The sequence below is a fragment of the Cryobacterium sp. TMS1-13-1 genome, assembly GCF_004403125.1.
In the GTDB taxonomy this organism is placed as follows: Bacteria; Actinomycetota; Actinomycetes; order Actinomycetales; family Microbacteriaceae; genus Cryobacterium; species Cryobacterium levicorallinum.
This window is the reverse complement of sequence record NZ_SOGX01000008.1, coordinates 101,994-120,324: the sequence shown is the minus strand read 5'-3', so window position 1 is coordinate 120,324 and position 18,331 is coordinate 101,994. Positions and strand designations below refer to the sequence as shown.

General features: G+C 63.3%; 16 protein-coding genes and 1 pseudogene. 10 read left to right on the top strand and 7 right to left on the bottom strand.

Translation table 11 applies throughout. The annotated features are described in order from the left end of the window. Window positions 1-62: 62 nt before the first annotated feature. Together E3T31_RS07440 and E3T31_RS07435 are read left to right on the top strand one after the other, a co-directional pair. Entirely contained in the window at window positions 63-1,034 is a 972-nt protein-coding gene (locus E3T31_RS07440) for a ParA family protein (protein ID WP_174844859.1), read from the top strand. Then, a complete protein-coding gene (locus E3T31_RS07435; protein WP_166788416.1) occupies window positions 1,034-1,984 on the top strand; it encodes a ParB/RepB/Spo0J family partition protein in 951 nt (316 codons plus the stop codon). The genes E3T31_RS07440 and E3T31_RS07435 overlap by 1 nt, the downstream gene beginning before the upstream one ends. A gap of 747 nt (window positions 1,985-2,731) precedes the next feature. Here E3T31_RS07435 and E3T31_RS07430 read toward each other — a convergent pair. The 6 genes from E3T31_RS07430 to E3T31_RS07405 form a co-directional block, all read right to left on the bottom strand. Next, window positions 2,732-3,688 carry a D-alanine--D-alanine ligase gene (locus tag E3T31_RS07430; RefSeq protein ID WP_134468172.1) on the bottom strand — a complete coding sequence of 319 codons (957 nt, stop codon included), beginning with the start codon at window positions 3,686-3,688 and terminating at the stop codon, window positions 2,732-2,734. 42 nt (window positions 3,689-3,730) lie between these two features. Further along, window positions 3,731-5,095, bottom strand: coding sequence for a PLP-dependent aminotransferase family protein (locus E3T31_RS07425; RefSeq protein ID WP_241977736.1), 1,365 nt, complete (start codon window positions 5,093-5,095; stop codon window positions 3,731-3,733). A gap of 101 nt (window positions 5,096-5,196) precedes the next feature. After that, a complete protein-coding gene (gene trxA, locus E3T31_RS07420; RefSeq protein WP_134468171.1) occupies window positions 5,197-5,520 on the bottom strand; it encodes a thioredoxin in 324 nt (107 codons plus the stop codon). A gap of 22 nt (window positions 5,521-5,542) precedes the next feature. Then, the gene (gene trxB, locus E3T31_RS07415; RefSeq protein WP_092448008.1) at window positions 5,543-6,505 is read right to left on the bottom strand and encodes a thioredoxin-disulfide reductase; all 963 of its coding nucleotides are present in this window, start codon (window positions 6,503-6,505) and stop codon (window positions 5,543-5,545) included. A gap of 181 nt (window positions 6,506-6,686) precedes the next feature. Further along, window positions 6,687-8,315, bottom strand: coding sequence for a murein biosynthesis integral membrane protein MurJ (murJ, locus tag E3T31_RS07410; RefSeq protein WP_134468170.1), 1,629 nt, complete (start codon window positions 8,313-8,315; stop codon window positions 6,687-6,689). After that, window positions 8,308-10,617: a DUF6049 family protein gene (locus tag E3T31_RS07405; RefSeq protein WP_134468169.1), complete on the bottom strand. Its 2,310-nt coding sequence runs from the start codon at window positions 10,615-10,617 to the stop codon at window positions 8,308-8,310. The genes murJ and E3T31_RS07405 overlap by 8 nt, the downstream gene beginning before the upstream one ends. A gap of 79 nt (window positions 10,618-10,696) precedes the next feature. Between E3T31_RS07405 and E3T31_RS07400 the strand changes: the two genes are divergently transcribed. The 8 genes and pseudogenes from E3T31_RS07400 (at window position 10,697) to E3T31_RS07365 (ending at window position 17,074) form a co-directional block, all read left to right on the top strand. After that, window positions 10,697-12,127 (top strand): CCA tRNA nucleotidyltransferase, encoded by a 1,431-nt coding sequence (locus E3T31_RS07400; RefSeq protein ID WP_134468168.1) that lies wholly within the window; start codon window positions 10,697-10,699, stop codon window positions 12,125-12,127. 148 nt (window positions 12,128-12,275) lie between these two features. Next, window positions 12,276-12,644: pseudogene (gene rpsF, locus E3T31_RS18285) on the top strand (30S ribosomal protein S6); the annotation flags it as partial. A gap of 243 nt (window positions 12,645-12,887) precedes the next feature. Further along, window positions 12,888-13,406 (top strand): single-stranded DNA-binding protein, encoded by a 519-nt coding sequence (locus tag E3T31_RS07390; RefSeq protein WP_134468167.1) that lies wholly within the window; start codon window positions 12,888-12,890, stop codon window positions 13,404-13,406. Window positions 13,407-13,455: 49 nt separating this feature from the next. Further along, the gene (gene rpsR / locus E3T31_RS07385) at window positions 13,456-13,719 is read left to right on the top strand and encodes a 30S ribosomal protein S18 (protein ID WP_035835236.1); all 264 of its coding nucleotides are present in this window, start codon (window positions 13,456-13,458) and stop codon (window positions 13,717-13,719) included. A 9-nt stretch (window positions 13,720-13,728) separates the two neighbouring features. Beyond that, complete coding sequence (gene rplI, locus E3T31_RS07380) at window positions 13,729-14,178, top strand: 50S ribosomal protein L9 (protein ID WP_092110565.1); 450 nt, start codon at window positions 13,729-13,731, stop codon at window positions 14,176-14,178. A gap of 595 nt (window positions 14,179-14,773) precedes the next feature. Continuing rightward, complete coding sequence (gene dnaB / locus E3T31_RS07375; protein ID WP_369828705.1) at window positions 14,774-16,081, top strand: replicative DNA helicase; 1,308 nt, start codon at window positions 14,774-14,776, stop codon at window positions 16,079-16,081. Window positions 16,082-16,181: 100 nt separating this feature from the next. Beyond that, complete coding sequence (locus tag E3T31_RS07370) at window positions 16,182-16,778, top strand: hypothetical protein (protein WP_134468165.1); 597 nt, start codon at window positions 16,182-16,184, stop codon at window positions 16,776-16,778. A 26-nt stretch (window positions 16,779-16,804) separates the two neighbouring features. After that, a complete protein-coding gene (locus tag E3T31_RS07365) occupies window positions 16,805-17,074 on the top strand; it encodes a hypothetical protein (RefSeq protein ID WP_241977734.1) in 270 nt (89 codons plus the stop codon). Window positions 17,075-17,116: 42 nt separating this feature from the next. Here the strand turns inward: E3T31_RS07365 and E3T31_RS07360 are convergent, their stop codons facing one another. Continuing rightward, window positions 17,117-18,127 (bottom strand): AraC family transcriptional regulator, encoded by a 1,011-nt coding sequence (locus E3T31_RS07360; RefSeq protein ID WP_241977732.1) that lies wholly within the window; start codon window positions 18,125-18,127, stop codon window positions 17,117-17,119. Between the last annotated feature and the right edge of the window lie 204 nt (window positions 18,128-18,331).

Here is an 18,331-nt window from a genome sequence, read left to right as displayed (position 1 = left end):
AGAATTGGTGTTCGGGGGTCCCTTTCGGGTGGCTCATCATCCGTCGAACGTAAAGGTTTCACGTGAAACATCCTGCTGAAGATCAGCGCGTTGCCAAGGCGGCCGGGATCGATGCTGCACCGCCACTCGCCCGCGAAATCGCTGAGCTGACCCGCCGGCGCCAGGTCATTGCTGCCGGCGAACTGCCCAAACCCGAGAAAACCCGGGTCCTGACCATCTCCAATCAGAAGGGCGGGGTTGGCAAGACCACGACCGCTGTCAACCTTGCCGCGGCCCTCGCGCGTCAGGGAGCCCGGGTGCTGGTCATCGATCTTGACCCGCAGGGCAATGCTTCAACCGCCCTTGGTGTTGAGCACCGAGCCGAAACGCCCAGCGTTTACGACGTCATCATTAACGACATGCCCATGATCGAGGTCGTGCAGAAGAGCCCCGAATTCGGTGCTCTGTTCTGCGTTCCGGCCACGATTCACCTGGCCGGTGCCGAGATTGAACTGGTCTCCCTGGTTGCGCGCGAACAGCGCCTGCGTCGTGCTCTCGACCTGTACCTCGCCGAAATGACCGAGCCCTACGATTATGTCTTCATTGACTGCCCGCCGTCCCTGGGGCTGCTGACGATCAATGCGTTTGTCGCGGCGCGAGAAGTGCTCATTCCCATTCAGTGTGAGTACTACGCGCTCGAGGGGCTGAGCCAGCTGCTCAAAAACATCAAGCTCATCGAGAAACACCTCAACCCGGATCTGGTCGTGTCGACGATTCTACTGACCATGTACGACAGCCGCACCAATCTGGCGACCCAGGTAGCCAAGGAAGTGCGCGATCACTTCCCCAAAGAGGTCCTTAATACGGCAATTCCGCGCTCTGTGCGGGTTTCTGAGGCCCCGAGCTACGGTCAGAGCGTCGTCAGCTACGACCTGAACTCGGCAGGATCCCTCTCCTATCTCGAAGCAGCAGCAGAAATGGCCCATCGGGGGGCGCCGAGAACCGCAGATCAGCCCCAATCGAAAGAAAATCCCCACAAGAGAGAGCAATACTGATGGCAAAGAGAACCGGGCTTGGCCGCGGTATTGGTGCACTCATTCCGGTGCAGGATGACGCTTCGGCTCCGCGTCCGGTCGACGTCTTTTTTCCCCGCGCCGTGACCGTTGAAGCGGATGCCTCCCCCGTGCTGGTTCCCGTGCCCGGAGCGCGCCTCGCGCACCTCAACCCGCAGGACATCGTTCCCAACCGGGCCCAGCCGCGCACCATCTTCGATGAGGATGATCTCGCGGAACTCGTGAACAGCATTCGCGAAGTCGGGGTGCTGCAGCCCATTGTGGTGCGCCCGGCGCCCAACGAGCCCGGCAAGTATGAGCTCGTCATGGGTGAGCGCCGGTTGCGCGCCACCAAGGAAGTTGGGCTGGACATTATCCCGGCCGTCGTTCGCGACACTGCCGACGTGGACATGCTGCGCGACGCACTCCTGGAGAACCTGCACCGTGCGCAGCTGAATCCGCTCGAGGAAGCATCCGCTTATCAGCAGTTGCTCGCGGATTTTGGCATTACCCAGGAAGAACTGGCTAGCCGGATCGGGCGCTCGCGTCCGCAGATCACCAACACTTTGCGACTGCTCAAACTACCGGAACCGGTCCAGTTGCGTGTCGCAGCGGGGGTGCTATCGGCGGGTCACGCTCGCGCCATTCTCTCGGTCGGGGATCCGGCCGGCATGCTGCGCCTGGCCGACAAGATTGTCGAGGAGGACCTGTCGGTTCGTGCGGCGGAGGCGGCAGCGTCGGCTGGTCCCAAGAAAATTGTTGTGAAGCCGTTGCCTGGTCGGCGCCAGGGACACCTCGATGAGATCGCCGAACACCTCGGAGATCGTCTCGACACCCGGGTCAAGATCAATCTGGGCGCACGAAAAGGCCAGATCACAGTAGATTTCGCGACAATCGGTGATCTGAATCGCATTCTGACCGTTTTGGGAGAGCCTGGCTTCAGCGCCAGCTAGCGCGTACCGACGTTTCACGTGAAACGTACCCAATCCGTTGGTCGGTTTTGGCGCCATCGCCAACGCCACCGGCGACGCATGAGCTGCCTGCCGGAAGGGGCGGTTTCGTTGGTTGCGCCTGAGACCACCATGGTCCTCCCGGAGTGATCTCCAAGACCCGCCCATTTTCGTTGGTCGAGCCTGCCGAGATCGCCATTGTCCTCGCGTGAGTTGTTTGCGGGAATCCGGTTGTGGTGTTTCACGTGAAACACTGCAACGTCACGTTTTGGCTGTGCAAAGGCATTTTTGCGGTTAAAGTCGTTCTGGTCTGCGGTGTAAGGTAACGCGCTCCTCAGTTGGAACATTTAGCCTTTGCGGGGAGTCTTGGCGAAAAGCGTGCGCAGACTGCCCGCAAACACCGAAAACTCGCACCCGGCGCATGACCTGATTCCGCCTGCACTTTCGGTGACTGAACCTGCGCCAAGGTGGTCACTGAAGTTTCACGTGAAACATGGCTGATGCCGCTCTTGTTGCGTGTGTTTGTCCCGGAATTCGGTCAGCACGGTCAAGCGGCTGCATTTCAATCTCGGCAAGCTCGATCAACGGTGGTTGCGCGGTAGCGTGGCCTCGGTTCCGCAGGCTGGGCAGACTGAAGGTACACGAATGCCCATCCCGTCGGTCGAGCCTTCCGAGATCGTCATCGCCCTCAGTTAAACGATCCGGGGAAGGTGCTGCCGCGATGTTTCACGTGAAACGCAGGAAAGAGGGTTACTGGGCGACGCGGGCGTGGGTGGCCAGGGTCGAGTAGGTGGCGCCAAGGGTCTGCTTGGCGGCCTCGATGGCCTGGGGCACCAGGGATGTCTCGGTCAGACCGGGGAAAACATTGGCCTCGAGGAACCAGGGGGTGCCCGCCGCGTCGACGATGAGGTCGACTCGGCTCAGGTGGCGCAGGCCGAGCAGGGTGTGAATTGCCACTGCGGTGTCGGAGACGGCTGCCGAGACCGCGTCGGCGAGGCGAGCGGGGGTGTAGAAGTCCGTTTCGCCTGCGTTGTAGCGTGCCTCAAAGCTGTAAACGCCGTCGACGGGCACGATTTCCACGATGGGCAGGGCGGTGGGGCCGTCGCCGGAGTCGATCACAGCCACGGTGACCTCGGTGCCGTCCACGTACGCCTCGACCAGGGCGGTATCGGCGTAGGTGTACGCGTCGACCATGGCGCGGGGCAGATCAGCGGGCGTACGCACGATCGTGACGCCCTGCGAAGAGCCGCCCTGTGCTGGTTTCACAACCAGGGGCAGGCCGATCGCGCTGACCAGATGCTCGAGAACGCTCGTGGCGCCGAGATCCCGAAAGGTCTCGGTCGAGAGGGCTATGGCTGGGGGAGTGGCAAAGCCGGCGCGCAGCACGAGTTCTTTGGCGGTGGCCTTGTTCCAGGCGAGGGCTGCGGCCGGCCCGCGGGAGCCGAGAAAAGGAATCCCGGTTGTTTCGAGCAGGGAGAGCAGGGCGCCATCCTCGCCGGTGGCACCATGCAGGGTAGGCCAGATGAGGTCGGGAGCTTGTTCGGTGAGGGTCGTGAGCAGGTTGGCACCGGGGTCGAGCACCGTCACCGTGTGACCTGCGTCAGTGAGGGCATCCGCTACCCTTCGGCCCGAGCGGAGCGAAACGTCGCGCTCGTGCGAGATGCCACCGGCCAGGATGGTGATATTCAGGGAAATGAATTCGCTCATGATCAGGACTTTTCCTAGTTAAATACGGGTGAGGTGGTGAATTTAGGAGATATTGGCCGGCGGGCCAGCGAAGCGCTGATTCCTGGCTCCGGGCCGGTCGGGTGCTGCGCCGAGCGCGCCCGTTCCGGCGAAAGTGTCGAGCAGGTCGAGTTCGCCGCGAATCACCGTGGCGAGCCGACGGATACCCACCCGAATGTTGTCCGGCGTGGGATAGCAGAAGGCGAGCCGCATGTTCTGGCGACCATCACCGTTGCCGTAGAAGGCTGTTCCGGGCGTGTAGGCCACGAGTTCCTTCACCGCGCGGGGCAGCATGGCTTTCGAATCGAGCTGTTCGGGCAGGGTGACCCAGACGTAGAAGCCGCCGGTGGGGTCGGTCCAGGTGAGGTCGGGAAGGTACTCGTCGAGCGCCGAGAGCATGGCGTTCTTGCGCTCGTGGTACACGCCGCGGAAGGTGTTGATCTGGCCCTTCCAATCGGCCGTGGAGAGGTACTCCGAGATGACCATCTGCGTGAACGAGCTGGGGGAGAGCACGGCGGCTTCGTTGGCGAGCACGAGTTTCTCGCGAATCGCGTGAGGGGCGAGCGCCCAGCCGACCCGAAAGCCGGGGGCGAGGGTTTTCGAGAAGGTACCCAGGTAGACGACGCCGTCGCGCTCGAGCGAGCGGATCGCATCCGGGGCTGGCTTGTCGAAATAGAGCAGGCCGTATGGATTGTCCTCGAGGACCAGGATGTTGTTCGACCGGCAGATCTCGAGAATTTCCAGACGGCGTTCCCAGCTGAGGGTGACCCCGGCCGGGTTGTGAAAGCTTGGGATCGTGTACAAAAACTTGATCGTGCGCCCGGCAGCTTTGAGGGCAGCGATGTGCTCGATCAGCGCGGCCGGGATGAGGCCGTTTTCGTCCATCGGAACGTGGTCGACCTCGGCCTGGTAAGACTTGAAGATCACCATGGCGGTGACGTAGCTGGGGCCCTCGGAGATGACGACATCGCCGGGGTCGAGAAATAGTTTGCTGACCAGTTCGAGGGCGTGCTGGGAGCCGGTTGTCACGACGACATCATCGGCGTTGGCCTTGATTCCTTCGAGCGCCATGACGTCGAGAATCTGCTCGCGCAATAATGGAATTCCCTGACCAGAGCCATATTGTAAGGCTGTGGCACCCTTCTCGCGCATGACCCGGTCCATGGCGTTGATGACGAGGTCCTCGGGCAGTGCCGCAACGTACGGCATGCCGCCGGCCAGCGACACCACTTCGGGGCGGGAGGCCACGGCGAAGAGAGCACGGACCTCGGAGGCCTTCAGGCCCGCGGCTCGTTCGGCGTAGTGGTGGTACCACGGGTCGAGGTTGTTTCCGGCCTGTACAGTACTTGACTGCACAGCGCTGACGTCAGTGGAACCCTGATTTGTCACGTCACATCCGTTCTGCTGTTCACTTCATCGTATGGGGTGACACCGGGCACAAAAAAACCCGCCCGGTCGAAACCGGGCGGGTCGGTGGTGCGGTGGATCAGTTAGACCAGGTAATCGGCCAGATCCTTCTCCAGCTGGGGCTTCGGCTTGGCGCCGATAACGGTCTTGACCACCTCGCCCTTCTGGAAGACCTTCATCGCGGGGATGGAGGTGATCTGGTACTTGGCGGCCAGGGCCGGGTGCTCGTCGACGTTGAGCTTGACGATGTCGATCTTGTCCGAGTTCTCGGCCGCGATCTGGTCGAGGATCGGGCTGACGGCGCGGCAGGGGCCACACCACTCGGCCCAGAAGTCCACCAGCACGGTCTTCTCGTTGTTAATGACTTCCTGGTCGAAGTTGGCCTCTGTTACAGCGCGTGTAGTCATGTGTATCTCCTTCTTGGGTAAATTAAACGAGCTCGGGTTCGCTGGCCGAGGCCAGCAGGTTCTGGGAAAGTGTGCTGAGGTAGTGCTCGGCATCGAGAGCGGCCGCGCAGCCGGAGCCAGCTGCGGTGATGGCCTGCCGGTAGCTGGAGTCGATGACGTCACCGGCCGCGAACACGCCCGGCTGGCTGGTCAGTGACGACCGGCCTGCGACGGCGATGGTGCCCTCGGGGGTGAGGTCAAGCTGCTTGTGCACGAGGTGGGTGCGCGGGTCGTTGCCGATCGCCACGAACACGCCACCGACCGGGAGGCTGGTCTCGGTACCGGAGACGGTATCGCGCAGGGTCAGGCCATCGACGGCCTCTGCGCCCGTGATGCCGACGACTTCGGAGTTCCAGATGAACTCGATCTTGTCGTTGGCGAAGGCACGCTCCTGCATGATCTTGGAGGCGCGCAACTCACCCTTGCGGTGGATGACGTGCACCTTGGAGGCGAACCGGGTCAGGAACGTTGCTTCTTCCATGGCCGAGTCGCCGCCGCCGATGACGGCGATTTCCTTGCCCTTGAAGAAGAAGCCGTCGCAGGTGGCACACCAGGAGACGCCGCGGCCGGACAGACGCTCTTCGTCGCTGAGACCGAGCTTGCGGTAGGCGGAACCGGTAGCGAAAATGACCGTGAGCGCCTGTTCAACATCGCCATTGCCGAGGGTGACCGTCTTGATCGGGCCGGACAGGTCGACCGACTCGACGTCGTCGTAGACGACCTCGGTGCCGAACCGTTCGGCCTGTTCCTGCATCTTGGTCATCAAATCGGGGCCCTGCACGCCCTCCGGGAAACCCGGGAAGTTTTCAACATCGGTCGTGTTCATCAATTCGCCGCCGGCCTCAACGGAGCTGGCGATCAGAAGCGGTTTGAGGTTGGCTCTGGCGGCATAGATCGCCGCGGTATAACCGGCCGGTCCTGAACCGATGATGATGATCTGACGCACGCGCACGCTCCTTGCAGTGGGGGGGGCGAGACGGGCAATATCCCGCCTCACATTTCGATACAACACATCCTAATCGGATGCTATTCCACGCCCTCTCAGCTTGCGAGGCGGTGTTCAGCTGGCGGAAGACTATCCTGAAGCGCTCACGGGAGCGCTGAGCCGTGTGTCCGGACCGAAGGCCTTACCGGCCCAGGCGCCGCTGCAGGGGCGCGAGAAAGGCCGTCAGCTCGGCGCTACGCATGACCAGGAGCAGGCCGAAGTACGCCGCGGCCATGACGAGCCCGATGAGGAGCATAGAGAGGATGGCGGTCAGTCGGGACGCGACGGCAAATCCGTCCTCGACGTTTCCGCCGAGAATGAACAACAGTGTGATTCCCAGGCCGACCGGAATGATCGCTGCGGCGAGGTACTTCACCAGGCTGCGCACGATGCGTCGGCCGTCGATGCCGCCGAGACGGCGGCGCAGCAGTACGGCGGCCAGCAGGCACTGGAGCACGCCGGACACGGTGATGACCAGGGCGATCCCGACCGCGATCCACTCCACCGGCAGCCCCGCGCAGCCCGCGACCCCGAGCACAATCAGCACCACCTGGAACAGAGTGAAGAAGAACGGCGTACGGGTGTCCCCGAGGGCGTAGAAGGTGCGTTGCAGCACGAACAGGATGCAGAATGCGATCAGTCCAAGAATGAAGGCGATGATGACGTTTCCGATGCCCTGAACCTGCTCGAACGGTGCCACGAATACCGCGGCGAACGGATACGCGCACACGGCGATCACGGCCGTCGCGAGCACGATGATCAGGGTGGTGCCTCGGATCGCGGAGGACGCATCCGTTCTGACCAGATCGAACTTTTCCAGCGCAGCATGCTCGCTCATGCGGGTGAAATAGGCGGTGGCGACGGAGACGGTGATCACCGAGTGCGGCAACATGAAGATGAGCCAGGCGGTGGCGAGCACCGCAATGGATGCCTCACCGGTGGCAAGCGAAACGACCTGCGTCTCGACGATCCCGGCGATGGTGGTCAGCAGCAGCATGCCGAAGGTCCAGGTGGCCATTTTGCCGGCGGCTCCGAGGCCGACGCCGCGAAAGTGAAAGTCGGGGCGATAGCGCAGGCCGATGCGCTTCCAGAAGTAGAACAACACCACGGCCTGCGCGATCACGCCGAGGGTGGCGCTGCCGGCCAGGACCGCGATCATGGCCGGGTTGAATTCACCGGCCGCCCGGTTGCCGGCGGCATCGGCACCGTACATGGCGCCGAACACCAACAGGCCGGCGATCGCCACGACGTTGTTGAGCACCGGAACCCAGGTGAATGGTCCGAACATTTTCCGCGCGTTGAGCACCTCCCCGAGCAACGTGTACAGGCCATAAAAAAACATTTGCGGCAGGCACCAGTAGGCGAAGGCGATGGCGAGGTTCTTTTGGTCGGCCGGCAGGTTAATGCCGATGAATCCGGTGATGGCCGGCGCGAACAGCGTGCCGAGAATCGTCGTCACCGCGAGAATCGACAGGGCGAGGGTGAGGAGCTTGTTGATGTAGGCCGTACCGCCGTCGAGGTGCTGGCTGGCACGCACGATCTGCGGCACCAGAACAGCCGTGAGGATTCCGCCGGCGACGATGACGTAGACGGTGTTGGGCAGCTGATTGGCCAGCGCGAACGCATCGGCGCTATCGCCGAGCTGGCCGATCATACCGGCCAGCACGATGAGCTTGACAAAGCCGAGAAGGCGCGACACGATCGTGCCGGAGGCCAGGAAGGCGCTGGCCCGGCCGATGCTGCCGCCTGTGCTGGTTGGGGTGTTAGACATCGGGGGTCACCGCCAGCTGCCCCGCCGCATTTTCACCAGCGGATGCCTCGGCGGAGTGTTCCCGCCGACGGCTGATGATATTGCGCCAAATACCGAATCCGAAGAAACCCACGACCAGGATCGCAAAAATGCTCGCGCCGACGCCTTCCCAGTCGGCGCGCACGGTGACGTCGATGGGAGCGGGCTGGCCGAGGGGGGTGCCGTTCAGGGTGAACAGGGTGACCCGAAGAACGACGTCACCGTTTCCGACCGCAGCGCTCAACGGCACGGACACCGCCTGCGCGGAGTTGGGCTGGATGATCGTCTCGAGTGTGTCGCCCACAACGAGGCGCCCATTCGACGGTACGACCTCGGTGCGCACGGTCACGGCCTGTTCCAGGGCGTTGTTGAGGGTGATGCGGAGGTCGACCTGGCTACCGACGACGATGATCGGCCCGCGCGTAGTCACGGTGACGGCATGCATGAGGTCGAAGGATGACGCCAGACTGGCCGCGACATGGTCAGCCCAGGCCGAGGACTGCACGTTCCACGAGGTATCCAGTAGTGCCAGCAGGTCGAGGCGCTGGGGGGCGGTTACCACGATCGGATCGGCCAGGATAGTGGCAAAGTCAGCGACCGCGCCCTCACGGTCGAGCAGGGAACGGGCCAGCGTGACCCTGCCGGAGTCGATTGCCTCGTCCTGGAACGTCACGGTGGTGGCCGGAGTGGACTCCTGCGCCGCCTGAAGGGAGACGGCATCCGCCCAGGAAAGACCGGCCACGGCGGCCATGGTTTGCCCGACCCGGTTGGCGGGGGTCGGACCGCTGCGATCAAACGTGGCCAGTAGCGTGCGCGCCGAGTTCGGGTTCTCGGCCGAAACGATTGCCAGCAGCGAGGCGGCTTCTGACATGCTGACCCGCCAGTCATGGTCGGTCGTGGCATCGGCGGCAGCACGAATGGCCGAGGACAGCGCGCTGTCGCTGACCAGGCCGAGCCCGGTGGGGAGGGTAACCGCGGTGTTCGGGGTGAAGACGTCGGACTGCTCCACATTTCCGCTGGAGAGGATGGTGGTGGTCAGCCCACTCGCGGCGAACACGTCGAGGTCGGTGCTGGCGACCTGGCCTGCGCTGGGCCAGCCGATCGTCGTGCTGGTGTAGTTCCAGGCCAGTAGGTCACTGGTTGTAGGAATGACCGTCTCGCCCGGCGTCACCGTCGGGGCGGGCGTCGGAGTCGGTGACGGCGTGGTTTGAGTGGATGTGCGGGAGGTGACGCTCGGCACGTCGCTGGTCGTCTCGGGAACGGGAGTGTTCGAGGGGACGACGAACAAACTCGGATCGATGGCCTGCGCGAAGGACGTCGGTGCGCGCAGGGTGGACGCACCGGCCTGGGCCTGCAGGGAGATATCGGCGTCGGCGTAGCCAAGCGGGAAAATGTCGTTGCTCGCCGTGGCAAGGCGATCGAGCCAGGCCACCGCGGATGCGGGAGCTTTGCTGCCCAGAACTCGAATGGACGCGATGATCTGCGGGTCGATGGCGATAGCCATCGTGGGCAGGTCGATCACGGAATCGAGCTGGCGTGAGAGCAGGCCGACCGAACTCGTATAGGACTCGAGCGCCTTGGCTGTAATCAGGCCGGTCGCGCTCTCCGGGGTCGTGATCGGCATGATCGACGCCAGCCCGACCGGGGTGGTGGCGCTGCCCGGTGACCAGACAAAAGTTCCCCGGCCCTCGGAGCGAACGACATCATCGACCGTGAGAATGGCCGCAACACCGCGCGCCCCCCAGGCGTTCTGGTCGGTCAAGCCGAGGGAGGCAGCGGGAACGGTGATCGACAGATTCGTGTTCGCACCGGCCGGAATAGCTTGCGTAGTCGGCACGCTCAGCATTTGATCGCCCGAATTGGCGTCAGCGTCCGGGCGGAGCCAGGACTCGAGGGCCGCTCGGGTCGTGAGGGCGAGGTCGGCGAGGTACACATCGACCCGGCCGATCGGAATCGCCGCATCGGTATTGTTCTGCACGGCAACCGTAAGGAGCAGATCCTGGCCGGGCGACAGCTCGGAGGAATTCGTGCCGGATATGGTGATCCCGACCGAATCGGCGGCGGTCGTGGCGGTGCCGACCGCCGTCCGTGGAGCCTGGGCCTGGGCTGCAGAGAGCCCACTGACTGGCGTCAGAATCAGCGCGGCCAGGGTGAGGATGCCCACCAGTAACCCCGCCGTCGGCCGCAAGCGCCTTGCTCTGCTGGTGCGCTGGGCCGGGCGCACGGCAGTGCGTGCGGCAGCCGGGAGCGCGGGCCGATGCGCGGAATCTGACTCGGCGACCATAGGGGGATTCTACGGCGTGCCAGCCGGAAGCCACCTGCACCGCGTCTGCGCGCCGCGCGCCGGCAACTAATATGGGCATATGCAGAGCGTCGCGGCAGCCCTCGCACGACTGGGCGACCTGGCTGCCTCTCCCACGGTATCCCGTCTGGCGAACGCATTTGCGGCGGCCGGCCATGAGCTGGCCCTGGTCGGCGGTCCGGTGCGAGATGCGTTCCTCGATCGGCCAGTGCATGACTTGGACTTCACGACGGATGCGACGCCGGATCAGATTCTCGCGCTCGTCAAACCACTCTCCGAGGCACAGTGGGACATCGGTCGGGCCTACGGCACGATCGGAGCGAGCCTGGCCGGTGAAACCGTGGAAATCACCACCTATCGCGCCGACAGCTACGACGGGACCACCCGCAAACCCGACGTGGTCTTCGGTACGAGCCTCGAACCCGACCTGCTCCGCCGGGACTTCACGGTCAATGCCATGGCGCTGCGCCTGCCGCAGCTGAGCCTGGTCGACCCGTCCGGTGGCATCGACGACCTGCTGGCCGGGCGCCTGCGCACCCCGAGCACCCCGGAGGTCTCCTTCGGAGATGATCCATTACGGATGCTGCGCGCTGCCCGATTCACCGGCCAGCTGGGTTTCACGCTGGATCTGGACACCGCACTCGCGATGGAAAGGATGTGCGCCAGCATCCGCATCGTGTCGGCCGAGCGTATCGGTGACGAGCTCTCGAAGATGCTCGTATCAGCGGACCCGCGCGCCGGCATAGAGGTGCTGATGGAATCGGGACTGGCCGAGATCGTGCTGCCGGAGATTCCCGGCCTGCAGTTGGAGATCGACGAACACCACCACCATAAAGACGTCTATCAGCACACGCTGACGGTACTCGAGCAGGCGATGGGTTACGAGAAATCCCGCGGCAACCTGGAGGCACCCGACCTGATCGTGCGGCTCGCAGCTTTGCTGCACGACATTGGCAAGCCGGCCACCCGCAAACTTGAACCGGGCGGGGTCGTCAGCTTCTACCACCACGACGTGGTCGGCTCGAAGCTGGCCAGGAAGCGGCTGCGCGCCCTGCGCTTCGACAATGACACGATCAACGCGGTGTCCCGGCTAATCGAGCTGCACCTACGGTTCTTCGGGTATACCGAGGGCGCCTGGACCGACTCCGCCGTTCGCCGCTATGTTCGCGATGCCGGTGACCAGCTGGAGCGGTTGCACATTCTGACCAGGGCCGACGTGACGACCCGCAATCGGCGCAAGGCCGACCGGCTCGGCTTCGCGTACGACGACCTGGAACAGCGCATTGCCGAGCTCAACGAGAAGGAAGAGCTCGGTGCCGTGCGCCCCGACCTCGACGGCGAGCAGATCATGGCCGTGCTCGGACTGAAGCCGGGGCGTGAGGTCGGCGAGGCCTACCGGTATCTGCTCGAACAGCGACTCGACGACGGTCCGCTGGGCGACGCGGAAGCCACCCGCCGGCTGCAGGAGTGGTGGGCAGGGCGGAAACGGTAGGAGCGCGGTGGCAAAAGCTGCCAACATCCGGTAGTCTGGGCAGGTTGCCTGCGTGCCGGATTCCCCGGACCAGCGCCGGCAGCACATGCACAACCCTCCTGTTGCAGAAAGTCTGCAGCCGTTTTAGTCCGAAGGAGGTGGGTTAGTCATGCATCAGTACGAACTTATGGTTATCCTCGATCCCGAGATCGATGAGCGCACCGTAGCTCCCAGCCTTGACAAGTTCCTCAACGTTGTTCGCAACGATGGCGGAACCATTGACAAGGTTGATGTCTGGGGTCGTCGTCGTCTCGCTTACGAGATCAACAAGAAGACCGAAGGCATTTACGCCGTTGTCGACTTCACCGCGAACGCCTCAGCCACGGTCGAGCTCGACCGCCAGCTGAAGCTGTCCGAGGCCGTCATGCGCACCAAGGTGCTCCGCGCCGAAGAGGGCATCGCCCAGGTTGTCGTCGCGAGCAAGCTGGCCGCCGAGAAGGCTGCCCGCAAGGCTGCCAACCCGAAGGTCATTGCTGCCAAGGCCGACGCTGCTGCTGCAGCTGCCGCAGCACCGGCCGCCAAGGTTGCCGCTGCCCCGAAGGTTGATACCGCGCCGGTCGTTGCCGAGGCCGTTGTGGCAGAGGCTCCGGCCGCTGCTGCTCCGGTTGCTGCTGCCTCCACCGCAGTTCCGGCCGCGAAGGTTGCTGGCGCTAAGCCTGCTGCTGCCAAGGCCGCTCCGGCTCCGGCCGCTGCTGCCGACAAGGCAAGCGACAAGTAGCCCATGGCTGGCGAGACCGTAATCACCGTGGTGGGCAACCTCACCAGCGATCCGGAACTGCGTTACACGCAGAACGGGCTGGCGGTTGCCAACTTCACCATCGCTTCCACTCCGCGTACGTTCGATCGTGCGGCCAACGAGTGGAAAGATGGCGACGCGCTGTTCCTGCGTGCGAGCGTTTGGCGTGAATTCGCCGAGCACGTGGCAGGTTCACTGACCAAGGGTTCGCGTGTCATCGCTTCCGGTCGTCTCAAGCAGCGTTCGTATGAGACGAAGGAAGGTGAAAAGCGCACGAGCATGGAGCTTGAGATCGACGAAATTGGTCCTTCGCTGCGCTACGCCACCGCTTCCCTCACTCGAGCGCAGTCGTCCGGCCCCCGTAGCAGCACTCCCGCTGCCGGTGGCCAGGGCAATGATGAGCCGTGGGCTCCCAGCGCACCCGCCAAGACTGCGTCGCCCGCAGCATCCGGTGGGGACGTTTGGAACAGCCCAGGCAACTTCAGCGACGAGACCCCCTTCTAAGCCTCGCCTCGCGCGGAGCTAACGTCTTCTTTTAGAAAGTAAGGAAATCATGGCTGGAAAGTCGAGCGGCGACCGCCGCAAGCCGCTTCGCGGAGCAAAGGGTGGCAAGAACGCCGCTCCCGCGAAGTCGATTCGGGTTGGTGTCATTGATTACAAAGATGTCCCCACCCTGCGCAAGTTCATCTCCGAGCGCGGAAAGATCCGCGCCCGCCGCATCACAGGCGTTTCCGTTCAGGAACAGCGCCTCATCGCCCGTGCCGTCAAGAACGCCCGCGAAATGGCTTTGCTGCCCTACGCAGGCTCAGGCCGGTAAGGAAACCAAATGTCGAAATTGATTCTGACGCATGAGGTCTCCGGCCTCGGTGCACCCGGCGACGTCGTAGACGTCAAGAACGGGTTTGCTCGTAACTACCTCGTTCCCAAGGGCTTCGCTGTGGCGTGGACCCGCGGTGGCGAGAAGCAGATCGAGCAGATCAAGGCAGCCCGCGCAGCGCGCGAGCACGCCACCTTCGAAGAGGCCGAGGCGCTCAAGGTCAAGCTTGAGAACACCAAGGTCACCCTGGTCGTCAAGGCCGGCGCCGGCGGACGTCTGTTCGGTTCGGTCAAGACCACGGATGTGGCTAACGCCGTTGCAGCCGCCGGTCTCGGCACGGTCGACAAGCGCAAGATTGAACTCACCGCGATCAAGCTGACCGGTGAGCACACGGCAACGGTTCGTCTTCGCGACGAGCTCAGCGCCACGATCACCCTGGTGGTCGTCGCAGCCAAGTAAGGTCACTGCCGGTTCCGCGAGTAACCGGCACGTTTGCCTCTTCCATAGCGGAGGGTTCCGAAAGGAACCCTCCGCTATGTGGCGTTAAGAGACATTTTGTCGGGGTAGACGCAACGCTTTTGTGCACAGGTGAGCATTCGTCTCGTCAAGGTTCAACGGTTGGTTGAGGCTACTTTATTCACAGCCTTGATAATCAACAAAATTGCTGATCAAAGCTATTTATGTGACTCAGTTCAACTATTTATCCACAACTGAGTGCACAGGTTCTGCACAATCTGCACGGCGTTTCGCGCAGATTCTCCACAGAGTTATCCACAAGGGGGTTTGTGGGGGGCGCTGCTACCTACCTAGGGTGATGCAGTGGCGGTTTCCAGCTCAAGCTGGTGCATCGTGGCCCGTGTCGGTGGGTCCTGATACACCTGAAAGCACACGGATTCTCCGAAGTGCACGAAGAAAGAGGTACCGAGTGTCGATCGCTCACCTGGGCCTGGCCAACCAGCCAGCGTCAAACGAGTACGCTTCGTCAGCCCGCGGCGGCGCAGTCGACCAAAATCGAGGCGAGCGGCCCGCTGAAGCCTGGAAGTCGGAGCGTGCCCTGCCACACGACCTGCTGGCCGAGCAGAGCGCCCTCGGTGGCATGATGCTCAGTAAAGACGCCGTTGCCGATGTCGTCGAGACCGTGCGCGGCGGGGACTTCTACATTCCCAAGCACGAGATCATCTTCGATGCCATTCTCTCGCTCTACGCGCAGGGTGAGCCCACCGACGTCATCACGGTCACCGACGAGCTCACCAAACTCGGAGAGCTGTCGCGGGCCGGTGGTGCCGACTACCTGCACACCCTCACAAGCCTCGTGCCCACGGCAGCCAATGCCGGCTTCTACTCCACGATCGTGGCTGAGCGTGCCCTGCTGCGCCGCCTGGTCGAGGCTGGTACCCGCATTGCTCAAATGGGCTACGCCGGCGAGGGCGAGGTGCTCGACCTCGTCAACACCGCCCAGGCCGAAATTTACTCGGTCACCGGCGGCACCGAAACCGAAGATTACGTTCCGCTGACCGATGCTGTCACCGCCGCCATCGAGGAGATCGAGGCGGCCAAGCTCAAAGACGGCCAGATGAGCGGCGTACCGACCGGCTTCGCTGACCTTGACGAACTCACCAACGGATTCCACGGCGGCCAGCTCATCATCGTCGCGGCCCGTCCGGCACTGGGAAAGTCCACCCTCGCGCTCGACTTCGCGCGCTCGGCTTCGATCCACAACAACATGCCCAGCATCTTCTTCTCCCTCGAAATGGGGCGCAGTGAAATTGCGATGCGTCTGCTCGCAGCCGAGGCATCCGTTCCCCTGCAGAGCATGCGCAAGGGAACTGTCGAGGCCCGCGACTGGACCACGATCGCGTCCACCCGTGGTCGCATCAACGATGCGCCGCTGTACATTGACGACAGCCCGAACATGACCCTGGTCGAGATTCGGGCGAAGTGCCGCCGTCTCAAGCAACGGGTGGGGCTCAAGATGGTCATCATTGACTACCTGCAGCTCATGACGAGCGGTAAGAAGGTCGAATCGCGCCAGCAGGAGGTCAGTGAATTCTCGCGGGCGCTCAAGCTGCTCGCCAAAGAACTGCAGGTTCCCGTGATCGCGCTGTCCCAGCTCAACCGTGGTCCGGAGCAACGCGCCGACAAGATGCCGGCCATCTCCGACCTTCGAGAATCAGGTTCGCTCGAGCAGGACGCCGACATGGTCATCCTGCTGCACCGCGAGAGCGCATACGAGAAAGACAACCCGCGAGCCGGCGAGGCCGACCTCATCGTGGCCAAACACCGTAACGGCCCCACCCGTACCGTCACGGTCGCCTTCCACGGCCACTACTCCCGGTTTGCCGACATGGTCGCTGGCGGGTAACCTCCCCTACGCAACCCCGCACGCAGCGCGCTCGCAGCCCCGCGACCACCTCGCCACGTAGACTGAGGAGGACAAAATTGTGCAACGAAAGAGGTCGTGCGTGGCGAAGGTCCAGGCGCCATCAAACGTCGGTCCCGGGTACTGGCGCGTGCCCTTCGGGCGCGCCCTGATCGCGTTGATTCCGGCCGCGATCATTACCTTCAATGGCGATCATTCCGCCGAGTTCGGTGTGATCACGTTCGGCGTATTCGCCCTCGCGAGCGGACTCTGGCTCATTCTGTCGGGACCTCGCACCCTGACCGTCGCTACCGACCGCAGCCTGTTCCTGATCAGTGGCATCGTGAGCATGGTCGCCGGCGGAGTGGCCCTCGCCTTTCACGCCGGCGGGCACGGGTTTTTCCTGTTCGTGCTGAGCGTCTGGGGAGCCGTCACGGGGTTCCTGGAGATCTATGCAGGTATTCGCGTGCGCAAGCGAGCACTACCCGCGAAGGACTGGCTGTTCACCGGCATCGGCACCGCCATCCTCGCGCTGCTGTTCCTCCTGCTTCCGCCCAACCCCGTCGTGTCGGTCGGGCTGTTCGGGGCGTATCTGGTCTTTCTTGCAGTTTTCCTGCCCATTGCCGGGCTCTCCCTCAAATGGGATTCCCCGCGGCAGCGCCGCGGCGTTCCCGTCCCCAACGATTCGGATTCCCTGTGACATCAAAACGCGTCCCCAGGAAAAAAATGACCAAGAAGACTCCCGATATGCCCAATCCCGCGCACCAGCCGAGCCGGTCCGATCGGCTGAAACCAGCCGAACTGCTCGGTATTTCCGGCCTGATGGGCCTGTTCATCGCCGGCACGATTCTATTGACCACCCGCGACCTGATACTTTCGGCGATCGGTTTCGGCGTGACCTTCATCGTGGCTCTCGTGGTGATTGCGATGCTCGTGCTCGGCATGAAGCCGAACGCGTCGGAGCAGACCGACCTTGATGAGCAGAACGGCCACTGACCGCACGCTGGCGCGTCACGTGGCACGCCCAGCCCAACAGTCCTAGACCGGGATGCCCGCCGCGGACTCGAGTACCGACGGTGATCGTCGGGTCTTGAGGTCGAGACTGGGGGTCTGTCCTGTCGGGCGTTCAGTGGCATCCAGTCGCCGATAGCGGCTCGGAGTCATTCCCACCTCGGTGTGGAACTGTCGATTGAAGTTAGCCAGATTGGCATAGCCAACGCCGAGAGACACCGAAGCGATCGGGTCATCGGTCTGGGCCAGCAACCGGCAGGCATTCGCGATGCGCAACTTCTTCACCATGGCGCTGAAGGTCAGTCCGCTCGACTTCTTGAAGTACTTCGAAAACGTCGGCTCCGACATGTGGGCCAGCCGGGCCGCGTCAGACATTCGAATGCGGGTTGACAGGTTGTCGAAGATGTAGGCTAGCCCGGCCTCGACGGCGAGTTTGCCGTCGCCCTGACCGGCCGTGGAGAACCACTCCCGGGCGACAAAGACCTTCTCGCCGACCGGTGCTTCGGCCAGGGTTGCCAGCACGGCAAACACGTGCGAGACCTTGCGGGCGCCCTGCGCGGTGCCAATGAGTTCGAGCTCGGCGGCCGCACGCACTGCCGTCGACCCGGTGAAAATGATGCCCCGGCCCGACGATTCCAGAAGCGCCCGCACCGGATTGAGTTCGGGCAGCGTGCTGGCGCACCGGTCAAACCATTCGCCGGTGAACTGCAGCACAACGTCGCGGTTGTAGACCACCTCGTCGGCCTGCAGGTCGCTCATCCAATCGTGCGGAACCCCCGGTCCGATGAGCGCCACCTGACCGGGCCCAAACGGGCCGACCTGGTCGCCAATGATGTAGCTGCCCGTGCCGTGCCGAATGAGGTGTAGTTCGTACTCGGGGTGGTAGTTCCAGCGCGCGATTTCGCTCGGGTAATCGTGCTCCAGCCAGCGAAAAGATTCGCTCGGCAGGTGTCGGATCACCTCGCGCGTCGCGGGTCGTTCGAGGAACCGGGCCGCCATGGCGACGGGTCGCGTTTCGTCCGTGGGTAACGCTTTCATCACAACTCCGATCCGACCAGTCAAGCGGATGCCGATCATACAGCGTAGCCGCAGCATCCATTGGAAAGAAAGTATCAGAATCGTACTCTGCGCGGACTAGGAGGGCGCGAGCGAATGCGGGTAACTTCAAGAATCGGATGACGGCGGGAACGCTCCGGACGGAGCGGTGGATTTCTACCCACCCGCCCCCGCACACAGCAAGAG

Bases quoted from the DNA above. Each gene is read 5' to 3' on its own strand.
- E3T31_RS07435 (WP_166788416.1), top strand. From the start codon at position 1,034: ATGGCAAAGAGAACCGGGCTTGGCCGCGGTATTGGTGCACTCATTCCG.
- E3T31_RS07430 (WP_134468172.1), bottom strand. From the start codon at position 3,688: ATGAGCGAATTCATTTCCCTGAATATCACCATCCTGGCCGGTGGCATC.
- trxA (WP_134468171.1), bottom strand. From the start codon at position 5,520: ATGACTACACGCGCTGTAACAGAGGCCAACTTCGACCAGGAAGTCATT.
- murJ (WP_134468170.1), bottom strand. From the start codon at position 8,315: ATGTCTAACACCCCAACCAGCACAGGCGGCAGCATCGGCCGGGCCAGC.
- E3T31_RS07405 (WP_134468169.1), bottom strand. From the start codon at position 10,617: ATGGTCGCCGAGTCAGATTCCGCGCATCGGCCCGCGCTCCCGGCTGCC.
- E3T31_RS07400 (WP_134468168.1), top strand. From the start codon at position 10,697: ATGCAGAGCGTCGCGGCAGCCCTCGCACGACTGGGCGACCTGGCTGCC.
- E3T31_RS07390 (WP_134468167.1), top strand. From the start codon at position 12,888: ATGGCTGGCGAGACCGTAATCACCGTGGTGGGCAACCTCACCAGCGAT.
- rpsR (WP_035835236.1), top strand. From the start codon at position 13,456: ATGGCTGGAAAGTCGAGCGGCGACCGCCGCAAGCCGCTTCGCGGAGCA.
- rplI (WP_092110565.1), top strand. From the start codon at position 13,729: ATGTCGAAATTGATTCTGACGCATGAGGTCTCCGGCCTCGGTGCACCC.
- E3T31_RS07365 (WP_241977734.1), top strand. From the start codon at position 16,805: ATGACCAAGAAGACTCCCGATATGCCCAATCCCGCGCACCAGCCGAGC.
- E3T31_RS07360 (WP_241977732.1), bottom strand. From the start codon at position 18,127: ATGAAAGCGTTACCCACGGACGAAACGCGACCCGTCGCCATGGCGGCC.